This is a genomic window from Sulfurospirillum sp. UCH001, assembly GCF_001548035.1.
Lineage (GTDB): Bacteria > Campylobacterota > Campylobacteria > Campylobacterales > Sulfurospirillaceae > Sulfurospirillum.
The window spans coordinates 1,250,021-1,271,813 of sequence record NZ_AP014723.1 but is presented as its reverse complement, the minus strand read 5'-3'; the positions used below and the strand labels follow the sequence as shown (position 1 = coordinate 1,271,813).

23 protein-coding genes are annotated in these 21,793 nt (G+C 37.4%); 5 read left to right on the top strand and 18 right to left on the bottom strand.

The window, feature by feature from the left end:
- Positions 1-2: 2 nt before the first annotated feature.
- The 6 genes from UCH001_RS06385 to hypB all read right to left on the bottom strand — a co-directional run bounded on the left by UCH001_RS06385 (position 3) and on the right by hypB (position 4,163).
- On the bottom strand, positions 3-503 hold the full coding sequence (locus tag UCH001_RS06385) for a GNAT family N-acetyltransferase (RefSeq protein ID WP_067175830.1): 501 nt from the start codon (positions 501-503) through the stop codon (positions 3-5).
- A gap of 77 nt (positions 504-580) precedes the next feature.
- Positions 581-922 (bottom strand): hydrogenase maturation nickel metallochaperone HypA, encoded by a 342-nt coding sequence (hypA, locus tag UCH001_RS06380; protein ID WP_067175827.1) that lies wholly within the window; start codon positions 920-922, stop codon positions 581-583.
- Positions 922-1,926, bottom strand: coding sequence for a hydrogenase expression/formation protein HypE (hypE, locus tag UCH001_RS06375; RefSeq protein WP_082705688.1), 1,005 nt, complete (start codon positions 1,924-1,926; stop codon positions 922-924). Before hypE ends, hypA begins: the two co-directional genes overlap by 1 nt.
- A complete protein-coding gene (hypD, locus tag UCH001_RS06370) occupies positions 1,923-3,047 on the bottom strand; it encodes a hydrogenase formation protein HypD (protein WP_067175824.1) in 1,125 nt (374 codons plus the stop codon). The genes hypE and hypD overlap by 4 nt, the downstream gene beginning before the upstream one ends.
- Positions 3,034-3,309, bottom strand: a complete 276-nt coding sequence (locus UCH001_RS06365; protein WP_067175822.1) for a HypC/HybG/HupF family hydrogenase formation chaperone — start codon at positions 3,307-3,309, stop codon at positions 3,034-3,036. The genes hypD and UCH001_RS06365 overlap by 14 nt, the downstream gene beginning before the upstream one ends.
- Before the next feature lie 2 nt (positions 3,310-3,311).
- Positions 3,312-4,163 (bottom strand): hydrogenase nickel incorporation protein HypB, encoded by an 852-nt coding sequence (gene hypB / locus UCH001_RS06360; RefSeq protein ID WP_067175819.1) that lies wholly within the window; start codon positions 4,161-4,163, stop codon positions 3,312-3,314.
- 100 nt (positions 4,164-4,263) lie between these two features.
- Between hypB and UCH001_RS06355 the strand changes: the two genes are divergently transcribed.
- A complete protein-coding gene (locus UCH001_RS06355) occupies positions 4,264-4,947 on the top strand; it encodes a hypothetical protein (protein ID WP_067178484.1) in 684 nt (227 codons plus the stop codon).
- Positions 4,948-4,949: 2 nt separating this feature from the next.
- Here UCH001_RS06355 and nikR read toward each other — a convergent pair whose 3' ends face one another.
- The 10 genes from nikR to UCH001_RS06305 all read right to left on the bottom strand — a co-directional run bounded on the left by nikR (position 4,950) and on the right by UCH001_RS06305 (position 16,531).
- Positions 4,950-5,363, bottom strand: coding sequence for a nickel-responsive transcriptional regulator NikR (gene nikR, locus UCH001_RS06350; protein WP_067175816.1), 414 nt, complete (start codon positions 5,361-5,363; stop codon positions 4,950-4,952).
- Between the two features lie 79 nt (positions 5,364-5,442).
- Positions 5,443-7,662 carry a carbamoyltransferase HypF gene (gene hypF / locus UCH001_RS06345; protein WP_067175813.1) on the bottom strand — a complete coding sequence of 740 codons (2,220 nt, stop codon included), beginning with the start codon at positions 7,660-7,662 and terminating at the stop codon, positions 5,443-5,445.
- A complete protein-coding gene (locus tag UCH001_RS06340) occupies positions 7,652-9,316 on the bottom strand; it encodes a hypothetical protein (RefSeq protein ID WP_067175811.1) in 1,665 nt (554 codons plus the stop codon). The genes hypF and UCH001_RS06340 overlap by 11 nt, the downstream gene beginning before the upstream one ends.
- Positions 9,313-9,852, bottom strand: a complete 540-nt coding sequence (locus UCH001_RS06335; RefSeq protein WP_067175809.1) for a HyaD/HybD family hydrogenase maturation endopeptidase — start codon at positions 9,850-9,852, stop codon at positions 9,313-9,315. The genes UCH001_RS06340 and UCH001_RS06335 overlap by 4 nt, the downstream gene beginning before the upstream one ends.
- Positions 9,853-9,864: 12 nt before the next feature.
- On the bottom strand, positions 9,865-10,539 hold the full coding sequence (gene cybH / locus UCH001_RS06330) for a Ni/Fe-hydrogenase, b-type cytochrome subunit (protein WP_067175807.1): 675 nt from the start codon (positions 10,537-10,539) through the stop codon (positions 9,865-9,867).
- Positions 10,540-10,559: 20 nt separating this feature from the next.
- On the bottom strand, positions 10,560-12,308 hold the full coding sequence (locus UCH001_RS06325) for a nickel-dependent hydrogenase large subunit (RefSeq protein WP_067175804.1): 1,749 nt from the start codon (positions 12,306-12,308) through the stop codon (positions 10,560-10,562).
- Between the two features lie 15 nt (positions 12,309-12,323).
- Entirely contained in the window at positions 12,324-13,481 is a 1,158-nt protein-coding gene (locus tag UCH001_RS06320; RefSeq protein WP_067175801.1) for a hydrogenase small subunit, read from the bottom strand.
- Between the two features lie 242 nt (positions 13,482-13,723).
- Positions 13,724-15,067 carry a nickel-dependent hydrogenase large subunit gene (locus tag UCH001_RS06315; RefSeq protein ID WP_067175799.1) on the bottom strand — a complete coding sequence of 448 codons (1,344 nt, stop codon included), beginning with the start codon at positions 15,065-15,067 and terminating at the stop codon, positions 13,724-13,726.
- On the bottom strand, positions 15,054-15,944 hold the full coding sequence (locus UCH001_RS06310) for a hypothetical protein (RefSeq protein WP_067175796.1): 891 nt from the start codon (positions 15,942-15,944) through the stop codon (positions 15,054-15,056). Before UCH001_RS06310 ends, UCH001_RS06315 begins: the two co-directional genes overlap by 14 nt.
- A complete protein-coding gene (locus tag UCH001_RS06305; protein WP_371258010.1) occupies positions 15,944-16,531 on the bottom strand; it encodes a TetR/AcrR family transcriptional regulator in 588 nt (195 codons plus the stop codon). The genes UCH001_RS06310 and UCH001_RS06305 overlap by 1 nt, the downstream gene beginning before the upstream one ends.
- Positions 16,532-16,645: 114 nt before the next feature.
- On the opposite strand from UCH001_RS06305, the gene UCH001_RS06300 reads away from it, so the two are divergent.
- Entirely contained in the window at positions 16,646-17,035 is a 390-nt protein-coding gene (locus UCH001_RS06300) for a TerB family tellurite resistance protein (RefSeq protein ID WP_231963990.1), read from the top strand.
- A gap of 39 nt (positions 17,036-17,074) precedes the next feature.
- On the opposite strand, the gene UCH001_RS06295 is transcribed toward UCH001_RS06300, so the two are convergent.
- Positions 17,075-18,340 (bottom strand): glucose-6-phosphate isomerase, encoded by a 1,266-nt coding sequence (locus UCH001_RS06295; protein ID WP_067175787.1) that lies wholly within the window; start codon positions 18,338-18,340, stop codon positions 17,075-17,077.
- A gap of 112 nt (positions 18,341-18,452) precedes the next feature.
- Here UCH001_RS06295 and UCH001_RS06290 point away from each other — a divergent pair, with 112 nt between their 5' ends.
- Genes UCH001_RS06290 through UCH001_RS06280 form a run of 3 tightly spaced genes read left to right on the top strand, consistent with a single transcriptional unit; the run spans position 18,453 to position 21,062 of the window.
- Complete coding sequence (locus UCH001_RS06290; RefSeq protein WP_082705686.1) at positions 18,453-20,168, top strand: YgiQ family radical SAM protein; 1,716 nt, start codon at positions 18,453-18,455, stop codon at positions 20,166-20,168.
- A 15-nt stretch (positions 20,169-20,183) separates the two neighbouring features.
- The gene (locus tag UCH001_RS06285) at positions 20,184-20,495 is read left to right on the top strand and encodes a thiamine-binding protein (protein WP_067175784.1); all 312 of its coding nucleotides are present in this window, start codon (positions 20,184-20,186) and stop codon (positions 20,493-20,495) included.
- Positions 20,496-20,540: 45 nt separating this feature from the next.
- On the top strand, positions 20,541-21,062 hold the full coding sequence (locus tag UCH001_RS06280; RefSeq protein ID WP_067175781.1) for a diacylglycerol kinase: 522 nt from the start codon (positions 20,541-20,543) through the stop codon (positions 21,060-21,062).
- Between the two features lie 33 nt (positions 21,063-21,095).
- Here UCH001_RS06280 and UCH001_RS06275 read toward each other — a convergent pair whose 3' ends face one another.
- Positions 21,096-21,686, bottom strand: a complete 591-nt coding sequence (locus UCH001_RS06275; RefSeq protein ID WP_067175777.1) for an NAD(P)H-dependent oxidoreductase — start codon at positions 21,684-21,686, stop codon at positions 21,096-21,098.
- Between the last annotated feature and the right edge of the window lie 107 nt (positions 21,687-21,793).

The following is a 21,793-nucleotide window of genomic DNA, read 5'->3' as shown; positions in this document are numbered from 1 at the left end:
AGTTACTCTTGAATACGAAGACCAAGAATTAAAAGATCTTTATCCACACCCTCAATATTGGCAACTCTATTGAGATTGCCCCACTCTTTAAAACCTAATTTTTTGAAAAGTTTTAAGCTTGGTGCATTTTCAGAAAAGATAAGCGCTAAAAGCGTTTTGATGTTATAACCTTTTGCTTGTTCAATGGCTTCACTTAAGAATTGTTGACCTAATTTTTTACCTTGAAAGTTTTTATCAATGTAGATATTGATACGAGCACTATGACGGTATGCCATCAAATTAGCATAAAAAGGCTGTAGGCTGATCCATGCGATGATACGCCCATGATACTCTTTGACTAAGATAGGATGTAAGCTATCATGCGAGTTAAACCATTCTAATTTGTCTTCAACACTTACAACTTTACTATCAGCCGTAGAGATACCATCTTTTATCGCTTCATTATATATTTTAATAATTTCTGGTAAATCTTCAAGAGTCGCTCGTCTTAGCTCATTTAGCATTGTTATCCTTGTTGAAGCCCTATAAGAGCTTATAATATATAATCACTGATTATACATTACTGACTCTTAGGCTCTCTTTACTCCATTTCCAAGTGCATCAAATACATCTCTTCGCCATCAATAACTCGAAGATCTGTACTTTGACACGTTGGACAAATAAACTCATTCTGACTCAGTGTTGCCTCGTTATGACAGTTTTCGCAATGAATAACAATCTCTTGAAGGTGCATGACAAACTCTGCACCATCACATACGGTTTCTTCTTTAAACGTATTAAATGCTGTTTCTAGCAAATGTGCCTCAACACCACTGAGTTTACCTACTTTGATCTCTACTTTGGTAATTTTAGAAGCATTGTGTTCTTTAGCATTTTTTTCGCACATCTCAAGGAGTGCATTAACAATGGAGAACTCATGCATCAGCAAATCCTCGGCAATAATTCACCCTTAGGTGGTTCTAAAAAGCGTTCACTTCCCCATGGTGTATGCAACACAACTTTATCAGCAAATCTATCACTGACAGTGCCGATCATCGCCACTTTGGCTGTTTCATCAAACTGTTTAAGAATGTCGAGTGCTCTCTGTGCTTCTGCTTTTGGAAGAGCGATAACCATCGTGCCCTCATTGGCAAACTCATACGGCTCAAACCCTAAGAGTTCACACACACCTCGCACCTCTTTTGCCACAGGGATTTTTGCTTCATCCACTTCAATGCACACATGAGACGTGCTTGCCCATTCATTAAGAACAGCACTGAGCCCTCCTCTTGTAGCATCTCTTAATGCATGGATTTTTACATTAGCGTCTATTAATGCTTCAACAGGTTTCCATAGACTTGCACAGTCTGTTTGAAGGTCACTCTCAAGTTCTATCTCTTCGCGAGTCGCTAAAATGCACGCACCGTGATTGCCCACTTCGTTAGAGACGATAATGACATCATCATTTTCCAAATTGTGTGCAGAGATGTTCTCACACATAATTTCACCAATGCCTGCTGTGTTAATAAAAAGTCCATCAACACCACCACGAGGTACAACTTTGGTATCACCCGCAACGATTTTAACACCACTTTTTGCCATTTCATCACGCATCGTCATGACGATATCTTCCAGATGAGAGACTAAAAAACCCTCTTCGATCATAAACGAACAGGTCATATAACGAGGCTTTGCACCCATCATCGAAAGGTCATTCACTGTTCCAGCAATAGCCAATTTACCGATGTTTCCACCTTTAAAAAAGAGTGGTGACACAACAAAAGAGTCGGTTGTAAAAGCGATTTTATGGTCATTCATCACAAGGCTTGCCGCATCTTCCATACGAAGCAAAATGTCATTCTCAAAATGTTTGAAAAAAAGGTCTTTTATGAGGTTTTGGGTCTCTTCGCCACCACCTCCGTGAGAGAGAAGGATTTGTTTACTCACGCTGTTGCTCCTTTGAGGCTTAACTTGCCATATTTGAAGTACGCCGCACACGCACCTTCACTCGAAACCATACATGATCCCATAGGATTCGTTGGCGTACATGCTTTTCCAAAAACTTTACAATCAAATGGTTTTGCTTTACCTTTTAAAATATCACCGCAAATACACATCTTATGATCATTCAGTTCCTCTTTTGGAAGCACATCATCAAAGACAATCTCAGCATCGTATGCCGCGTACTGGGCTCTTAGTTTCAAAGTACTTTTAGGAATATCTCCAATGCCTCGCCATCTAAAATGCTCACGCTTTTTAAAATAAGTATTCACAAGCTCTTGTGCTTTAAGGTTGCCCTCTCGGGAGACTGCTCTTGCATACTCATTGTCAACAACGCTTTTGCCTTCATTGATTTGACGCACAATGCGTAAAACAGACTCCATCACATCGGTTGGCTCAAACCCTGAAACCACTACAGGAGTATGGTACTTTTCAGCAATCGGTTCATAAATTTTATATCCTGTAATGACACTCACATGAGAAGGTCCTAAAAAAGCATCAATTTTTGCATCGCCGCCACTCATAATGGCATCAACAGCTTCAGGCACTGTTACATGGTTAATATGAAAAAAGACGTTTTTTAAACCAAGTGCTATGGCTTGTTGAACTAAAACAGCACTCATCGGCGTTGTTGTCTCAAAGCCAATCGCAAAAAAGACAACATTTTTATCTGGATTTTCTTGTGCAATTTTTATAACATCCATTGGTGAGTAAAGGGAACGAATATCTTTACCCTCAGCACGCAATTTCTGTAAAGAGGTTTTGCTACCAGGTACACGGATCATATCGCCAAGTGTAGCTAAAATGGTGTTTGGCATAGACGCTAATGCAATAGCATGATCAATGCGCTCTTTAGGCATAATACACACAGGACACCCAGGACCATGCACAAACTCAATCAAATCAGGTAAAATTTGTGAAAGTCCAAATTTCATAATCGTATGTGTATGCCCACCACACACTTCCATAATGTTGATCTTAGACTTACACTCTTTTTTAATGAGTGCTGCTAAAGCCTTCATATGCTCTGGGTCTCGGAACCCTTCGATAAGATCAACTTCTGTCATACTGACTCTCGCCTTCATCTTCAGCAATGCTTCCATCTTTCATGGCTTCAACAATCTCATTATACGCAGCGATGCTATCTTCCGCGTGCTCTTTACTAATCTTATTCATAGCAAAGCCAACATGAATCAATACATAATCGCCAACATATACAGGCTCACTAATCAAATCAAGCGTTACTTTACGCTTAACACCCATGGTATCTACCGTTGCATAATTATTTTCGTCGATTTCTACGACTTTAGAAGGGATAGACAAACACATAGTTATCTCAATGCTTTTTTCATTTTAAGGTAGTTGATCCACTGATCAATTCCTTTTCCAGACTTGCTGTCAATCTCAATAACATCCACTTTTGGATTGAGTTTTCGAGCCTCGCGAATCGCTTTTTCAACACTAAAATCAAAATATGGCAATAAGTCACATTTTGTGATTAAGAACAAGTCTGCACTTCTAAACATCACAGGATATTTTGCAGGTTTATCGTCGCCTTCAGGAACGGAGAGAAGCACAACGTTAAGATGTGTTCCTACATCATAACTTGCAGGGCAAACAAGGTTTCCAACATTCTCAATGAAAACAACATCAAGCCCATCTATAGGCAAATGATGAAGTCCCTCATGAACCATAAAGGCATCTAAGTGACACGCTTGACCTGTTGAAATTTGATGTGCTGGAGCACCTTTTGCAATGATACGATCAGCATCTTGATTCGTTTCAAGATCACCTTCTATAACACCCAGTTTAATCTGTTTCGTATCAATGGTTGCTTCCAAAAGCGTTGTTTTTCCACTGCCTGGGCTACTCATAAGGTTAATAGCAAGTACACCATGCTCTTCAAAATGCGCTCTATTATGGGCAGCTTGTGTATCATTAGCATCTAAAATTTTTGTAATAACCGCTATGGTTTTTTTATCGTTAAGTTGAGGATTTGCATGAATCTCCTCATGTTTATGATGATGGTCGTGATGATGGTGATCATGCGCATGAGGATGATCATGGTGAGTATGACCGTCATGGTCATGTGAATGCGTATGCGTGTGACCATCGTGAGAATGCTCATGTGCATGTGCTGACCATTGAGAAGGAGTGATTGAACAACCGCAATCTTTACACATTTTTATATCCTTGACTATAATTTTCAACTATTATAGAACAAATGATTAAATGCGAAATAAAAAAAGAAGTTTCTTAGTTGTTTTTAGGAAAAATGGTGAGATGAAAAATCATCAAGAAGTATGCATCTATTGCGGACATACAAAGCTTTATAAAGTCTCCTCTTCACAGTATCGTTGTATCTCATGTAAACGTACATACAGTTATGATAAATACGCTCAAGGAATAGCGATATTAAATGCATTTGTAGAAAATAAAAGCGCTCATGAATGTGCTTTGCAATTGCACTTAAATTATCTTACCATTAAAAAAGTCTATCAGAAATTGCGACTTCTTCTTATAAAATATTCAGAAGAACTCTATACAAATCAACAAGAAACATTTTCACAATATGATGAGTACTACTATCTCCCTACGTCAAAAAGAGGTAAACCCAAATATCTTTTTGATGCCATAGGCATTTTAGGGATGATGTATGGTAAAAGTATCCATACGTTATTACTTCCAGATCAATTTGCTCATCTGAAAAATTTGGAAGACACCTCTATCGAAAAAGAGACGTATGCACGCTATCTCAATCAACATAAAGTAGCCCATTATAAGAGTTTTGATAATGCATTAATTGATTTTTGGCATTTTTTAGAAACATGGTTGGAGCATTTTAAAGGTATCAAAAAAGAGAATTTTATCTATTATCTAAAAGAAGCTGAGTTCAAATTCAATTACACAAAAGAAGAACAGCGCCTCATCTTAGAGACGCTGTGGAAGAAAAACTTTTTTATGTAAGATTAGGAAGCTGGAACTGAAGCTTCAACAAGTTTAGAGAATTTAACGCCTTTAAGTCCCGCAATTTTCTGTGCAAAATCTTTCACTTCAGAAACTTTTCCCGTTACCATAATGGTTTCTAAACAGTTTTCATGGCTTACATGAACATGCGTATTACACATAATGTTGACTTTCGCATCGTGCTGAATTTCTAAGATTTTTTGAACAAGTTCATTTTGATGATGCGTATAAATCATTGTCAAAACACCTATCACATCACTATTATCATCTTGCCAATCATCTTTGACAATTTTCTCACGAATAAGATCTCTTGTAAATTCACTACGTGAAGCATACCCTTGAGCATCGACTTTTTTATCCAGCTCTTCTAAAAGTTTTTCAGGAAGTGACACACTAAATCGAATAATTTTATCCATAGTAAATCCTTGATTAATATACTTAGATTACATTCTAATCAGACTAATCTTTAAATATTGAAAGAGAAAAATATTAATATTATTTTTCAAGTACTTTATAGAGTTGTCCGACACAAATTCCGCCATCATTGATAGCTAATTGTATCGGAAAATAAAAATTTTGTGTGACATTTTGAAGAATTTGCTCAACTAATGTGCGATTTTGAAACACGCCTCCGGAGAAGACAATAGGATAAGAATATTGCACACTTAAACGAAGAATAATATGCACTAGCGTGTTGATAAATTTTGAAGCAATAAGACGTGGTTCTTTATCATGAAGCATTTGAACAAACATAGACTTATACTGAATTATTGTATCGTCAATTTCAACAACGTAATGCTCACTAATAGTTGCATCATAAAGCGATTCGATGAGGAGTCCACTTTCACCATCATAACTTACGTTTCCTTCCATACCACACAACACAGCTACAGCATCAAAGAGCCTTCCCACAGAAGAACAGCGAGGTGAATTCATCTTTTTAGTGTAGATTTGTTTGAGAAGTTTGAGGGATTTCTCATCAAAATAGTGTAGTAAATGCCCATCTGCACTATCTCCCATTTCATCCCATAATAAAGAGGCTAAAATACGTTTAATATCTTTAATGCTTGCATCTGCGCCTAAAAGTAAAAAAGGCTCAAAAGAGCAAACACGCTCATAACTCTCTTGTGTACACGCTAGAAACTCACCACCCCAAATCGTACCATCATCACCATAGCCAGTACCATCCCAAGCAATACCTAACACAGTCTCTTTGAGATTGTGTTCACACATAGTTGAAAGGATATGTGCATAATGGTGTTGCACTTGAATGAAAGGTATATTTTGTTTTTTAGCCCACTGTGTTGAGATATAGTTTGGATGCAAATCACCCACAATCAAATCTGGAGTAAAATCATAAAACCGTGCAAAACTTTCTATCATTTTTTCAAACAGTTCATTGGAAGCGATGTTATCTAAATCGCCAATATAAGGGCTTACAATAATTTGATGATTTAAGTAGATAGCGATGGCATTTTTCTGATGTGCACCGACTGCTAAAATTTTTCGCTTATCCTGAGTATCGACTCGAAAACTTTGCGGTGCAATTCCCCTAGAAGAACGCATCAACAGCATTTTATCGCCAATATACTGCAAAACACTATCGTCGCTGGAATTGACAATTTCACGATTATAATCTAAATAATACTCAATCACACCATCTAATTTCTGCTCAAGGAGTTGTACATCACTAATGATAGGCTCACCTGCTCTATTGGCACTGGTTGCAATGATAGGATTTTTCAAGTACTCAAATAACATGATATGTAAAGGAGTATAGGGTAAAAATACACCCAGGCGATCAATATGCGGTGCTATAAGGGAGCTAATCTTAGAAAGACCTCTTTTTCTTTTAACAAGAACAATGGGGCGAAGTAGCGATAATATGCCCTCTTCTTCTTTAAAACTTAGCTCACACACTTCTTTTATCGCTTCGATATCTTTAAACATTACAGCAAAAGGTTTTGTCGGACGATGCTTACGCTCACGTAAACGTCCTACAACGATCTCATTGGTCGCATCACACATCAAGTGAAAACCACCCATGCCTTTCATTGCTACAATATGTCCTGCATTAATTAACTCAGCCAATTTAATGATAGCCTCTTCGTTTTTACTTAGTAAGTCACCTTGCATGGAGCGTAAAACAAGTGTTGGTCCACATTTTGAACAACTAATGGGCTGAGCATGATAGCGACGATCCAGCGGATTGGTATACTCATCTTTACATTTATCACACATGACAAAGGGTTGCATTGATGTATAAGGTCTATCATAAGGAACTGTTTTGATGATAGAATAACGAGGACCACAATTAGTACAGTTAGTAAAAAAATAGTGATAGCGTCTATTATGAGGATCTTTTAGCTCAGTAAGGCACTCATCACAGATAGACATATCAGGCAAAACAGGTGAAGATTTTGTATGAGCTTCATCGCTATGGCGAATTTCAAATGTCGTATCACCTTTATGGGTGATGACCTCTTTAGTCCAGAAATCGATTCTTGCTAAGGGCGGAAGTTCTTTAAACAAAGCCTTTTCAAATGCATCAAGACTCTCTTTAAATCCTTCTATCTCAATCAAAACACCTTTAGAATTATTGAGAACAAAACCGTTTAGGTCGTAACGCAGAGCTATGGTATAGACAAAGGGGCGGAACCCAACCCCTTGGACAATACCTTCGATATGATAAATCAGACGAGATTTATTGGTCAATCGGCAATTCTTTATTAAAGCAAATCGTATGATTTGGTTTAAGATTTTTAGCAATCATCTCAGAAAATCGTTTGTAGCCAAATAAAGAACCACCAAGCGCAATTTTACTTGTTAGCAAATTCTCCTTATGTGTGTCACAAAGATCAGAGATAAAATAAGAGAGGCTTTCCATATAACCAAAGCTCAATGTTGTGTTATCTGTACCTGCTAATTTATAACTAATGCCACTACGTACTAATCTTACATAGTCAATATCAGAGCTTAACGCATCTTCTTTTTGCAAGAAATAGTCAATGCGTGGCCCTTTTTGACCGCCAAAATCTTCAGCATTTTCGATCAATTGTTCAGCAGCACTCTCAAATGTTTCACTAAGACCCAAGACCATCGCAACAATTTTCCAAAGAGAGTAAATACTTTTTGGTGTATCACTTGGAATAATCGTTTCAATCGCTTTAGCGTAAATTTCAGGAAATTGCTCTTTATAATTAGCAACCAAACGCTCTGCATTCGGGCTACTTCTCTCAATTTCAGCAAACAGCTCTTCAAAGGAAGACGGTAGAGAAATCTCTATGAGATTGAGCATACCATGCTCTTTCGAATAGTGCATAATACGATCATTATGAAGCGTACTTAGATAAAAACAACTTGTCGTTGCATCAAAAAGCTGATGCTCTTGCATGATAGAAGCAAATGCTCCATGAGAAGGCTCATCAAATTTTTCCAAACTGGCTTTGAGTGTAGAAGAGGCATAATCGCTTCCTTTTACAATCAAAATAGCACCGTTTTCAAGAACACTAACCAATAGTGGCTCAATAGCTTGTAACTTGGCATCAAACTGAACACTATAAGATGCTTTACAGTTTTGCGTCGTTGCTTTGAAAAGGAACTGGACTCCTTTACTAAAAAGGCGCTTTGAAAGCTGATACATAAAAAGATCATCTGCAAGTCTCAATATAACGCGAGACTCTTTCACAATACCTTTTTGTGAAAACAATGCATTAACTTTAAAACGAATGGCTGGACGCTCAAGTGATGCTAACGCTTTAATTTCATTCTCTCTACAAACGACCATACGCTCTACAACAGACAGATCGGTCGCAATCACCTCAAGCGTTTGTGTACATGAAGCGATATTTTCTATCTTTCCATAGACATATGATCCATTTTTAGTTTGAATAGTTACATTTTCACCATTTGCAATCAATTCTGCTAACCTGTCATACACCGCTTCATAAGCTTTGGCATCACTACCATGTAAAAGTTCGTTTTCGTTTTGGTACAACTTTACATTGGTACGAGACGAAGAAATGAAAGGTGCAAGATAGTATTCAGAATTTGGATTATCTACTGAAGCTAAGATTTTTGGGGTAAATTCGATGGTGTATGCAAGAGGTGGAATAACCTCAGTAATATCAGACATCGTATCTACAACTTCTACGCTAGAGGATTTAAAAAAGATTGACAATGGAAGAGATGCAGAAAGCGTATCGGCAAACGTACACAAGCGTGTCTCATCTTCTTCTACAAAAAGTGTAACGATAGAGTCTTTACGAATAATTTTATGACTAATGTCAAAATCATTCGCAATTTCTTTGAGTAAATTTTCTAAAATACCATTGTTGGAAACGTAATTAAATTCGAATGCTAAGATCATCGATCCTCCAAACAGGACATATTGGCAACGCTTTGGATATCAATATCGCTGATTTGCTGATACGAAAATCCTAATTCTACCAAATGTTTAAGTAAAACGCTCTCCATTACAGAACTACCTTTTAAAACGGCAGGGGTTAGTTCTAATGTGGTGTCATCTACAACTTCTGGAATAATACCAACAACTTTTGTAGGAGGACGATCTCCTACCATATCCATCATTGTGAGTGTTTGAAGCATCTCCACTTCATGTGCACTGCCTTGCCATGTAATGGTATTAGGTACATTTTCAAAATCAAAAAAGTACACATCACCAATCTCTCCATCATGGGCATCAACACAATCAAGAACGATGAGATATTCATACTCAGCAATAATAGGGATTAATCTTTGTGCGAGGGTTCCACCATCAACAAATGTGAGGGTGTGTTCTGGCGAAGAAAACTGATACTTTTGTTCAACAAGGCGGCAAAGATGAACTCCGACGCCTTCGTCGGAGAACATCACATTGCCAATGCCCAAAATCAACACTTTCAAGAAAAGGCTCTCTTAGTGTTTGTGTTGTTTATGAAATTTGTAACCACTAATAATCGCATCCATTGAACCCTCTTTACCCATAATAGAGTTAAAGATTGCCATATAGATGTGAATTGGTAAGAAGATCAAGATACCCCACATAACGATATGGTGAATCTCTCTTACCATTGCAAGTCCGCCAAGCATTGCTTCAATTGGGCGCATATAGTCATATAAGAAAAGACCAATACCACCACCTTGATAACAATGAACATATAAAATAAGGCCTGTTAAGCTAATGATGAAAATCATTGCATAAAGACCAACATATGCTACAAATTGCAACGGATTATAAACACCTCTTAAATGAGGGTGTTCCCCCATAAAAAGGTAATATTTAAGCTGTTGAATCCATATTTTTGGACTTACAAAATCTAAAAACGATATTCTCTCTTTTGAACTGATGCTATCAACACAGAAGAGGTATGTTTTGTAGAGTGTAATTGCAATTAGCAAAAATCCTGCTATTTCATGCCACATTCTGAATTTTGCATTCAAAAAGAGGATAGGCTCATCTGATGCTTCAGGAGCGATGAACACATAGGTTAAATAAAAACCTGTCACCGTTAATACAAAAATAGCAATTGCTCTAAGCCAGTGCGTCCAACGAAGCCCTGCCGAGAACTCAAATTCTATATCTCTTTTCATTGTTAGACTCCCTTTCGCTTTTAGCAAGATGCGCCGTTAACATTGACCTTATAACTGCTCATCTCATTACCTTTTGTATCCATAACATGTACAGCACATGCTAGACATGGATCATAAGAGTGGATGATTCTTACAATTTCAAGCGGTTGAGAAAGATCTGTGATCTTCAAGCCAATGAGAGATTCTTCATAAGATCCTCTAACACCTTTAGCATCTTTTGGACTTGCATTCCATGTACTAGGAACTACAGCTTGGTAGTTTTCAATCACACCATTTTTGATTTTAACCCAGTGACTTAGAACACCACGTGGTACGTGACCAATGTAGCGACCTTTGTACTCTTTGTTTTTATCAATTTTGTAACTTGTACATGTAGCATCGTCAACTTTTAAGTTTTGAATCAATGCGTTAAATGCTTCTAAACCATTATCAGCAATAACTTTAGCTTCGATCATACGACATGCTGTACGACCAAGTGTTGAAGCAACAGCTGTAATAGGAAGACCTGTATCTTTCAAGAATTTATCAACAACCACTTTTACACGTTTGTTACCTAGTGCATAGTTAACAACGATATTTGCCAATGGTCCAACTTGAAGTGGTTTACCATCGTAACGAGGTGCTTTAATCCAAGTATATTTACCGTTTTCATCAATAACTTTTGTAGGAGCAAGAACACCTTTGTCATTGATCGTTTGAGCGTCTTTAAAGCCTGTATAGTTAGGCTCTTGGCGACCTTCATATGGATGATATGCAGCATTGTCTTTATACCATGCACGTGTCGCTTCTTCTGTAATTTTGCTCTCATCTAATGTTTGAACTTTAAATGGTTTACCTGTAATCAAGTTAACAACATCTTCGCCCAACATTACGCCGCTCTCAAACAAGAACTCTTTCGCGTTAATTTGGAACTCTTTTTGTGTAAAGAGATTTGGTACACCCAAGCCTCCTGTAACACTTGGCTCGCCAGCGTACGCACGTCCTGCCATAACAACGTCTGGATAATATGCACGGTTAACGAAATCTGCAATCTCTTTAAATTTAGTTAAATACTCACCTAAACGTGAAGGTGTTTGAAGGTCCATAACACATGTGACACCACCAACGGTTAAGCTTTGTGGGTGTGGTTGTTTTGCACCAAAAATAGCCATCATTTGAGCAACTGTTCTTTGAAGCTCAAGTGCTTTAAGGTAGTGAGAAACCGCGATAAGGTTTTGCTCTGGTGTCAATTTGTATGTTGGATGTCCCCAGTACGCATTAGCGAATGGTCCAAGGTGTCCTTTTTTAACAAATTCAGCTACTCTTTTTTGAGTTGCTACAAGATCATCTGCACCACACGCGATTGGAGCGTCTGTGTATTTGAATGACTCAGCTGCAGCTTTATGCGGATCAGCTTTAAGAGCTGAAACAACATCAACCCAGTCAAGACCATGAAGATGATAGAAGTGAACAACGTGATCGTGTAAGAAAAGTGCATTGTTCATCAATGTACGTGTTAGTTTTGCATTAAGTGGTGGCTCAATTCCTAGAGCGTCTTCAACTGCCATAATACCCGCTTTGTAGTGTGAGTATGTACAAACACCACAAATTCTTTGTACCATAAAGCCTGCATCTCTTGGGTCTCTGCCTTTAAGGATAGTCTCGATACCTCTCCAAAGTGTTGAAGAAGAGTATGCTTCAGTAACAACATTGTTATCATCAACAATAACTTCTACCCTTAAGTGACCTTCGATTCTGGTGATTGGATCTACTACGATTCTTTTACTCATTATCTTATCCTTCAATTATTCTTCAGTTTTTCCACTGCCCTTAACCGCAGCAATCGCCGCATGAGCCGCAATACCTACTGCAGTTGCAGTTAAGAGTGCCACACCTACTTTATCAGCAGTTTTATCAGCACCTTCGCCATAAACTGTATGGTACAATCTATCACCTAATGGTTCTTCAAATGGTCCCATGTTATCCCAGAAACCTGGCTCTGAACAACCGATACAGCCGTGACCTGCTTGAACTGGCCAAGAAGTATGTTGGTTAAATCTCTCACGTGAACAGTTATTGAAAGTATAAGGACCTTTACAACCCACTTTATAAAGACAGAAACCTTTTTTAGCACCTGCATCACCGAATTCTTGAACGAATTCACCTGCATCAAAATGTCCACGTCTTTCACAAAGATCATGAATTCTAAGGCCATATGCCCATTTTGGACGATTATATGCATCAAGTGCTGGAAGTGTGCCAAAAAGAATATAATGTAAAACGTTGCCTACAATATTTTTCTCACTTGGAGGACAGCCTGGAACATTGATAACTGGTTTATTGGTTACTTTACTAAGAGGTTGTGCATTGGTTGGGTTTGGATGAGCTGCTTGGATACCACCAAAACTTGAACAAGAACCAATAGCAAAAATAGCTGCTGCAGAATCAGCCGCTTTTTGTGCACTTTTTTGACCTGTTTGTCCGTGTGGTCCAACAGTTAAGAAGAATTCACTGCTACCTGCAGGAATACCACCTTCTACCATTAAGATGTATTTACCTTTGTATTTTTCAATCGCACTCTCTAAGTTGTGCTCAGCTTGCCAACCACAGGCAACCATTAGTGTCTCATGGTATTCGAGTGAAATGTGATCAAAAATCAAACTATCGATTGTTGGAGCATCTGTTCTTAACAAACTCTCACTACAACCTGTACACTCTGCCATGTGTAACCAAATAACTGGTAAACGGTCAGTAAGCTCAGCAGCTTGTGCCATTAGCGGTGTAAATGTTGAAGGTAATGACAACATTGCAGTTACACCTGCTGCCCACTTCATAAAATCTCTACGGCTGATACCATTCTCTTCCATCAGTGCCGCAATAGATTTGTCCTCCTTAATACGGGGGAACTTCTCAAGATTGCTAAGTCTCTCAGCAAGCCTTTCGTACAGTTTAGCGTGTTCCATAAATCTCTCCTGTGTAAATTTTCCAAGATCAAAAAGTTAAGGCATTATTCAGAAAACAGACAATATTTGTTTACCTGAATGAGTATTCATTTAGAATTAAATCAAAAAATGTTTCACAATATGGCAGGAAGGCACATAATTAAGGGTATTTTAATTCAACAGAGTAGAAAAGTAACAAAAAAAGAGGATAAAAAGTGTATTATATTAAAAATGGCTAAATTGTCACACGCGAAATAATACGTTCATTGGGTTGTACACACAGAACAAACGTCAAAACTTTTGAGAATAAAGTCTGCTTTGGTAAATGAGTTTAGACCGATTATAGCTTTTTGAGCAGTAGAAGGATTCTCTTTATCACCATTTCCTAAATTCCATACAGTTGGAGTGATAATGTCATAGGATTCTATAACGCCTTGTTGTGCTACTACATAATGGATCAAAGAGCCACGTGGTGCTTCAATCACACCAATGCCTTCACCACTGAGGCTATAAATATCTCTTTTGGGTAAAATCAAAGAAGGTTCTTTAAGATTTAGTTGCGCTAAAAGTGTTTTTGTTCTTAACAATAGATGTGCACATTCAACAGCACGTGCTACAACGCGCGTCAATGCTGCATCTTTAAATCTTCGATGAAAATCACGCATCAATGCATCTTTGGAGACCATCATACGTGCTAAAGGTCCAACTTCACAATAATTCCTTCGATACATCGCACTCTTGGAATAGGTATAACCTTTGTGCTTGTCCTCAAAAAATGTATGTTCTGTACTCTCATGCACGTATTTAAGATCAGCTCCTAAAACTGTTGTCTTAGCCGCCTTGAGGCTTCCCTCATAACGATACGACTCTCCTAAAGCTAAAAAACGATCAAAACTTCGTCCTAAACGATCAAAGCCATACTTAATCATTTCATCAATGCCATATGACAAAGCAGAGGGAGCTGACATAACTTGCAGTGCTGAGTCAAAGCTCAAAAACTCCTCTAAGTGCATTCCATAGAAGTGCTCTTCACAAAAGGCGATGACAGCATCCAAGCAACCTAATGCACCTATAATATCGCTTTTTAGAGGATCACACGTTACTCCACCAGCCATAACAAAAGAGCCATGTGGCCATTGTCCGGTAAAATGAGAACCCATTTTAAGTGTTTGAATGACAGCTTGTTGAGCCTCAAACCATTGTTTGTCCTTAAAAGCATTCCCTTTATAAGATGTATCGCTAATTTTTTTGAGTTCAGGAAGTATGGTAAAAAAATACCATTTAATATGATTGTGAATTTTCTCGGCATTCAGTGCGATTTCTCGAATGTCTTTTGCTTTTTGGCTTATCGTTAAAAGCTCTCCAGCATTTTTATAACACGCCTCAATCGCCAAAACAGAAGCGATAGCATGAGAATGTGAGCATATACCACATACTCTAGGAGTAAGCGCTAATGCATCTAGCAGTGGACGTTTTTTTAAAATCTCTTCAATGCCTCTGTAATTAAAAAATTTAATTTTGGCAAAACTGACCTGCTCATTTTCCCATTCCAACTCTAAGGTTGCTTCACCTTCAATACGTTCAATAATCTCTTTAGTTATCTTCATCAATCAACTTCTTTTCAAGTCTATCTATCTTAAAACTTTTTGCAACACCTGCAAGGGTGTAGTAAGCACGTTTACTAATCCCAAAAGGTGTTTGTGGTAAGGACATATTTTTTTGGGTTTCATAGAGCGCTCGACGTGGAAAATCAAACTCAGTACACCCTAAACAAGGAGATCCCGCTCGTGTCTTTGAGCTGATATCATTCCATAGAATTTTATTACAATTGGCATGGCTCATAGGTCCTAAACAACCATGTTCATAAAATAAACACCCCTCTCGCTCTCCAAGCTGTTTGCTATCGACTTTCCATTCAAAGTATTCATTTCTCAAACATCCATGATGCGCCAAATATGAAAAGACTTCTTTCGGACGCAAATACTCATCTAAGGATACGTGTTCACCATTATGTAATGTCATCAGTGTTTCTACTAACCACCTCGGATGTACGGGGCAACCTGTAATGTTAATCACATTGTTTTTTTCTAACCAATAACCACCCTTCTCTTTACCGCTAAAGAGTGCTCCTGTAATTTTTTGTGGGTCACGCAATCTAAAGATACCACCAAAACTTGCACAACTCCCCGCACATATAATATGTTTTGCACGAGCAGAAAGGTTATCTAGAATTTCAAAGAAAGGAAGATTAAAGCGTTGAAGTAAACGCTCATCGTGACTAAGAGCGCCTTCTAGAATAAGAAAATCAAATGTTTTTTCACTATTTAAAAGTGATAAAAACTCTTCATTACTGCACCATAAAGGATGGTATAACATATCAAAAGATGCCGCAAAACTTGGCATATGTGTATAATTTAAAAATGAGTGGCTATTGCCATTACACGTAAGCCCTTGAAGCCAAATAATAGAAGATTTATGAGACATTATTGTTGTTTGAGTGCGTTATAAATATTAAGTGAAATTTCATCCACATAATGGGTTAATGGCTTATCAAGCACTCCCTCGCCACTTAAAAATACAAAACCGCCTAAATACCCCATAAAAAGCCCAAAGGCAGAAAAGAAATCTTGATTGCGAAGTTCTCCTTTTGCAACGCCTTCTTCAAAGAAAATCATTAGCTCTGTTATAAAGGAAGAAACACAGACCATTCCTTCACAACCATCTTTAAATACCTCTTTGTTGGCAAGATACACACGTAAAAAGTAGTTAATATGTTGTGGTTTTGAAGATGCCATCTCAAAATAGAGTGCTACAATTTTACGAATTTTTTCTTTTGCACTCCCCTCACTTTCATTGACTTTACGAATTTCGGAGCCTAAAATATCGGAAGAATACTTGATAATTTCCTTTGCAAGCATCTCCTTAGAAGAAAAGTAGTTATAAATATTTCCAACACTCATCCCCATGGCTTTCGCAATATCAGGAATCGTCGTTGCATAAAAGCCTTGCGTTGAAAAGAGCATCAATGCTGCGTCTAAAATCTTTTCACTTTTACGTAATTTTTTATCCACGGTCTTTCCTTCAAAATGCACTTTCATTCATTTTACCATGTTTATTAATGTTCATTTAAAATGTTTTACTATAATTATGGGGATTTAATATCAAAGGAGTACAAATTGTTACTTATGAAACTCAAAACCGAAGAAAAATTTGCTTTTTTACAACTTGCACAATATGTCGCCCAACTTGACGGAGAATATGGACCAAAAGAGCGTGAAGTTGTTGATGAATACTGCACGGAAATGGGCATTGAAAATATTGAGATTGATGTAAAAAATTTCGTATTGGAAGATATTTTAGCCATTTTTTCATCATCAAAAAGTCAAAGAATTGTCCTACTTGCATTGATGGTCTTGGTGCATGTCGATGATAAGTTTGGCATATATGAACATAAAATCATTGATAAAATCGCACACCACTTTAATATAAGCGAACAAGAAGTTCATCTCTTTTCAATGTGGGGGAAAATGGGTTCAGCTTTGTATGAACAAGCGCTTGTTTTTATAGCAGAATAATAAGAGCTGGGAGTTATATTCTCCCAGCCTTATAGCAATTTATTTTCCTTTTTTAGGAAAATTCTTTTTCTCTTCGATTAATTTACCCTCTAAAATTTTCTTACCACTCTCAACACCTGGTTGGTCGTACGTATTAACATTCATCATTTGACCAACAAGTGATGTGAGAAGCTCATAATAGAAAATCAACTTACCAATGTTTTCTTCATCAATGTGTTGCAATGTAATGGTGTCGATAGGGATATCTTTTTTATCGAGAAGTGCTTCAATGGTTGAGTCTGCTTGCATATTGATAAGATCACAGAATGCGATGCCATTCATTAGATCTAATCCCTCAAGCTCTTTAAGTGTGATAGAAGGAATTTTGATTTTATCGTCAAAGTTATCAATCTTAAGAACAGTAACACTCTTATCACGTAGACCTTCTACAATAAGCTGTAAAAAGGAGTGCTGATCTTTTGGACCGATGAGTCCAACCGGTGTAAGACCTACGTTGAAACTACTATGGCGTTGCTTTTTACCTAAACTCTCGCCCCAAAGTTGTACATACCAATCTGTAAAACAGTCTAAGCTCTCAGAGTAAGCAAAAAGTGTATTGATATTATAATGCATAGAGTTTTTAGCATAATAGGTTGCTTTTTTCATCAAAGTTTCTTTGATATAACCATCTTCAAAGAAGCTTTTTTTAATTGCTCTTGCACCATCTAATAATCGTTGAATATCGACACCAACAAGGAATAATGGCGCAAGTCCTGCGGCACTCAGTACTGAAAAACGTCCACCGACATTGACAGGAATGTGAAGAACAAAAGAGTTAAACGTTTTTGCATGTGCTTCAAGTTTTGAACCACTATCTGTTACAAACGTAAAACGATAATCTAAAGAGATGTCTTTTGCTTTCAATAAAGAGAGAACATATTTGTACACAGAGATTGTCTCAATGGTTGTACCTGATTTACTGATAACAAAGAAATGCGTATTTTTAATGTCTAATTTGTTGAGTGTTGAACGAATCGATGCAGGATCAGTACTTTCAAAAAGGTGCAATCGTTTGTCAAAATCACGAATACCTTGCAATGCTCTAAAAATCGCTTTAGGTCCTAGTGAACTTCCACCAATACCAATAATGGCGATATCTTTGATCGCATCGTAATCGTTTTTAGATTTAAAATCTTCTAAGTAGTTTACAAGCTCGCTAATATCTTGTTCTGGCAATGTATAATAACCAATGCTTTGTTGTTCAGCTACGATTTTATCGAAGATGCCCTCTTCTACTTTAATGTTAAAATAGAGTGAATTTTTCAAACTTATCCTCCAAATGATAATTGCTGTGATATTACTACTAACAATCTTAAAAAAGCCAAAACATAGAGGTGTTGTGCTATATTTATATCTATATTAGCGATAGAGGAAAAGCATGTTTTTAGTTACAACACACGAAGAGATGAAACAAAGAGGATGGTCGCAACTGGACATCATACTTATCACCTCAGATGCGTATATCGATAGCCCTTATATGGGCGTTTCCGTTGTCGGTCGTGTGCTAGAGCATGCTGGGTATAAAGTAGGCATCATCGGTCAACCTGATGTTAAAAGCGGTGTTGACATTACACGTTTGGGAGAACCACGCCTTTTTTGGGGTGTGAGTGGAGGCAGTGTTGATTCTATGGTATCGAACTATACTGCAACAAAAAAATTTAGAAACAGTGATGATTACACCCCTGGTGGCATCAATAACAAACGTCCTGATCGAGCCAGCCTTGTCTACACCAACCTCATCCGACAACACTTTAAAAACACTGTCCCTATTATGTTGGGTGGCATTGAAGCGAGTCTTAGACGCGTAACGCATTATGATTTTTGGAGCAACAAACTTAGAAAGCCTATTTTGTTTGATGCCAAAGCAGATTATCTTCTTTATGGAATGTCTGATAAAAGTATTTTAGAATTTGCAGATGCCCTAAATAAGGGCATATCCCCCTTAAATATTCGAGGACTTTGTTATATCTCCAAAGAGCCAAAAGAGGAGTATCTTTCTCTTCCAAGTCACGCTGAGACACTAGATGATAAACTAAAATTCATGGATATGTTTGACATCTTTTACCACAATAATGATCCTATATCAGCTAAAGGACTTTGTCAAAAAGTGGATGATCGCTACCTCATTCAAAACCCACCTGCTCTCTACCTTACGACAGAAGAGATGGATGAGGTCAGTGCGCTTCCTTTTATGAGAGATGTTCACCCTTACCATAAAAAAGATGGTGCTATCAAAGCACTTGAAACGATTAAATTTTCCATTTCAACTCATCAAGGCTGTTACGGAGAATGTAGTTTCTGTGCCATTAGTGTGCATCAAGGCAGGACCATACGAAGCCGTAGCGAGAGTTCTATCATTAAAGAGGCCAAACACTTTACAACCTACAAAGATTTTAAAGGTATTATCTCTGACCTTGGTGGTCCGACAGCCAATATGTACGGTTATGAATGTCATAAGAAGGTGACGAAAGGAACCTGTGAAGAGAAGAGTTGTATGTTTCCAAAGCTCTGTAAGGCCCTTAAACCAACGCATAAAAAACAGTTGGATTTACTCAGAAAAGTAAGAGCGCTTCCTGGCATTAAAAAAGCATTTGTGGCTTCAGGCATTCGTTATGATCTTATCAGTGATGATAAAGCCTATGGGTATGAGTATCTAAAAGAGATTGTGGAACATCACCTTAGTGGTCAAATGAAAATTGCACCTGAACATATTGATGATGAAATCTTAGCATTGATGGGAAAACCAGGCAAAGAGTCATTGGTTGAGTTTAAAGCTCTTTTTGATAGATTGAGCCGCGAGTCTGGAAAGAAACAGTTTTTAACGTACTATCTTATCGCCGCTCATCCTGGTTGTGAAGAGAAACATATGCACTCGCTTAAACAGTTTGCCAGCAATGTACTTAAAATCAATCCTGAGCAAGCACAAATCTTTACACCTACCCCTTCAACGTACGCGACACTGATGTACTATACAGGATTACACCCTATTACACGTAAACCCATTTTTGTTGAAAAAGATATGCATAAAAAAGAACGTCAAAAAGAGATCGTTGTTGCAAAAGAGCGTAAATTTCACAGTGGTTTTGACAGTTAAAGCAAAGGAGCAGGAATGAGCGTTTTAATGGAATTTAGTATGTTCCCTCTTGAAGGAACGGGAAGTAAAAGTGCCGATGTTGCGCGTATTGTGCAGATGATTCATGAGAGTGGCTATAGCTATAAGCTTACACCAATGAGTACTGTCGTGGAAACACCTACTATGCCTGAAGCATTAAAGCTCATTGAAAATGCGTACGCACTTCTTGAAGCATCTGGAAGAGTCTATGCCTGCTTAAAGTTTGACATAAGACCCAATAGAGAAGATGGTATGCACCAGAAAATAGAATCGGTTCAAAATAAGCTAGACGCTCTTATCACCATCTAAAATAAAACACTATTCTGCCGATGTAGCTTCAACAAAGGAGTTACCATGCAGAGTATAAACGCAAACAATTACAGTTACAATAGTTTAGATTTTTCTCTTAAAACCAGTAGTGGTGATACTATTGATCTTAGTATGTATGACGAACGCTCTGTAGAATTTTCTCATGAACAAAGTGGAACAACGACTACGACATCACTTTCTTTGTCCCATGCATACGGCTATAGTTTTCACTACCAAGGCAATGGGATTGATGCGCAAGACCAAAAAGAGATCGATGCAGCTATGAAGCAAATTCAACCTATGATGGATGAATACCTTAAAAATGTAGAAAAAAGTGGAACATCTACTTCTCAAGCCAAAACAACAAATACCGCTTATGATATCAATTCGCTCTTGCCAACTTTTAAAGATCTGAACACACAAAACTATGCCAATGATTCTATACTCAAAAGTTTTGACAAAATTTTAGAAAAAGCACAAAAACAAAATGAAAAACTACTTGAGGAAGCACAAAAACTCTTTGATAGCATTTTGAAACAACAAAAGGGATTTGAGCTTTATATATAAGAAAGTGGTGGTACTTTCATACCACCATTATAATTACTTGAAGTTTTTAGCCAAATGCGCACTAAAACGTGCTTTCTCTTTTTCCAAATCTAAATCACCTTTAAAAATATCATGCACTGAGAACGTTTCTAATGGCTCCGCGCCACAAAATTGGAATGTTTTATGGGTTGCAACGTTGGCTTCATCAAGGCTAAGTCCACTGAAAAAGCCCTCTTTGTTGTCAAATTCTGTTGTAGGACAATTATAAGTTAAAGAGAGCATATACTTTTTACCTTGCATTAATCCACCACTACCATAACGCTTTGTAGCATCACTTCTGGTTCTTCCATCACTTACATAGGTAACAGTATCTTTTCCCATAGAAAAAATCTCATCAATATACTTTTTAGTTATCCAAGGCACACCCATCCAGTAAATAGGATATTGAAAGAGAATATAATCAGCCCAAGCGAATTTCTCAAGCTCCTCTTTAATATCATACGCACTCTCAACAACAGAATGTTTCACATTAAATCCATTCTCTTTAAAGAACTCAGTTGCTGTATCTATATACGCTTGAGTAAGATTTCCTTCTGCTACAAAAGGGTATTTTTGATGACCATTAATGATAAGTACATTTTTCATTTTTTTCCTTTATAATCTATTTGTTTTGGAAAATTATAATGGCTATGCCCTTAATATATCCTTACGATACTTTTAGTATGTAATGATATATTTTTGTATTTATGGTA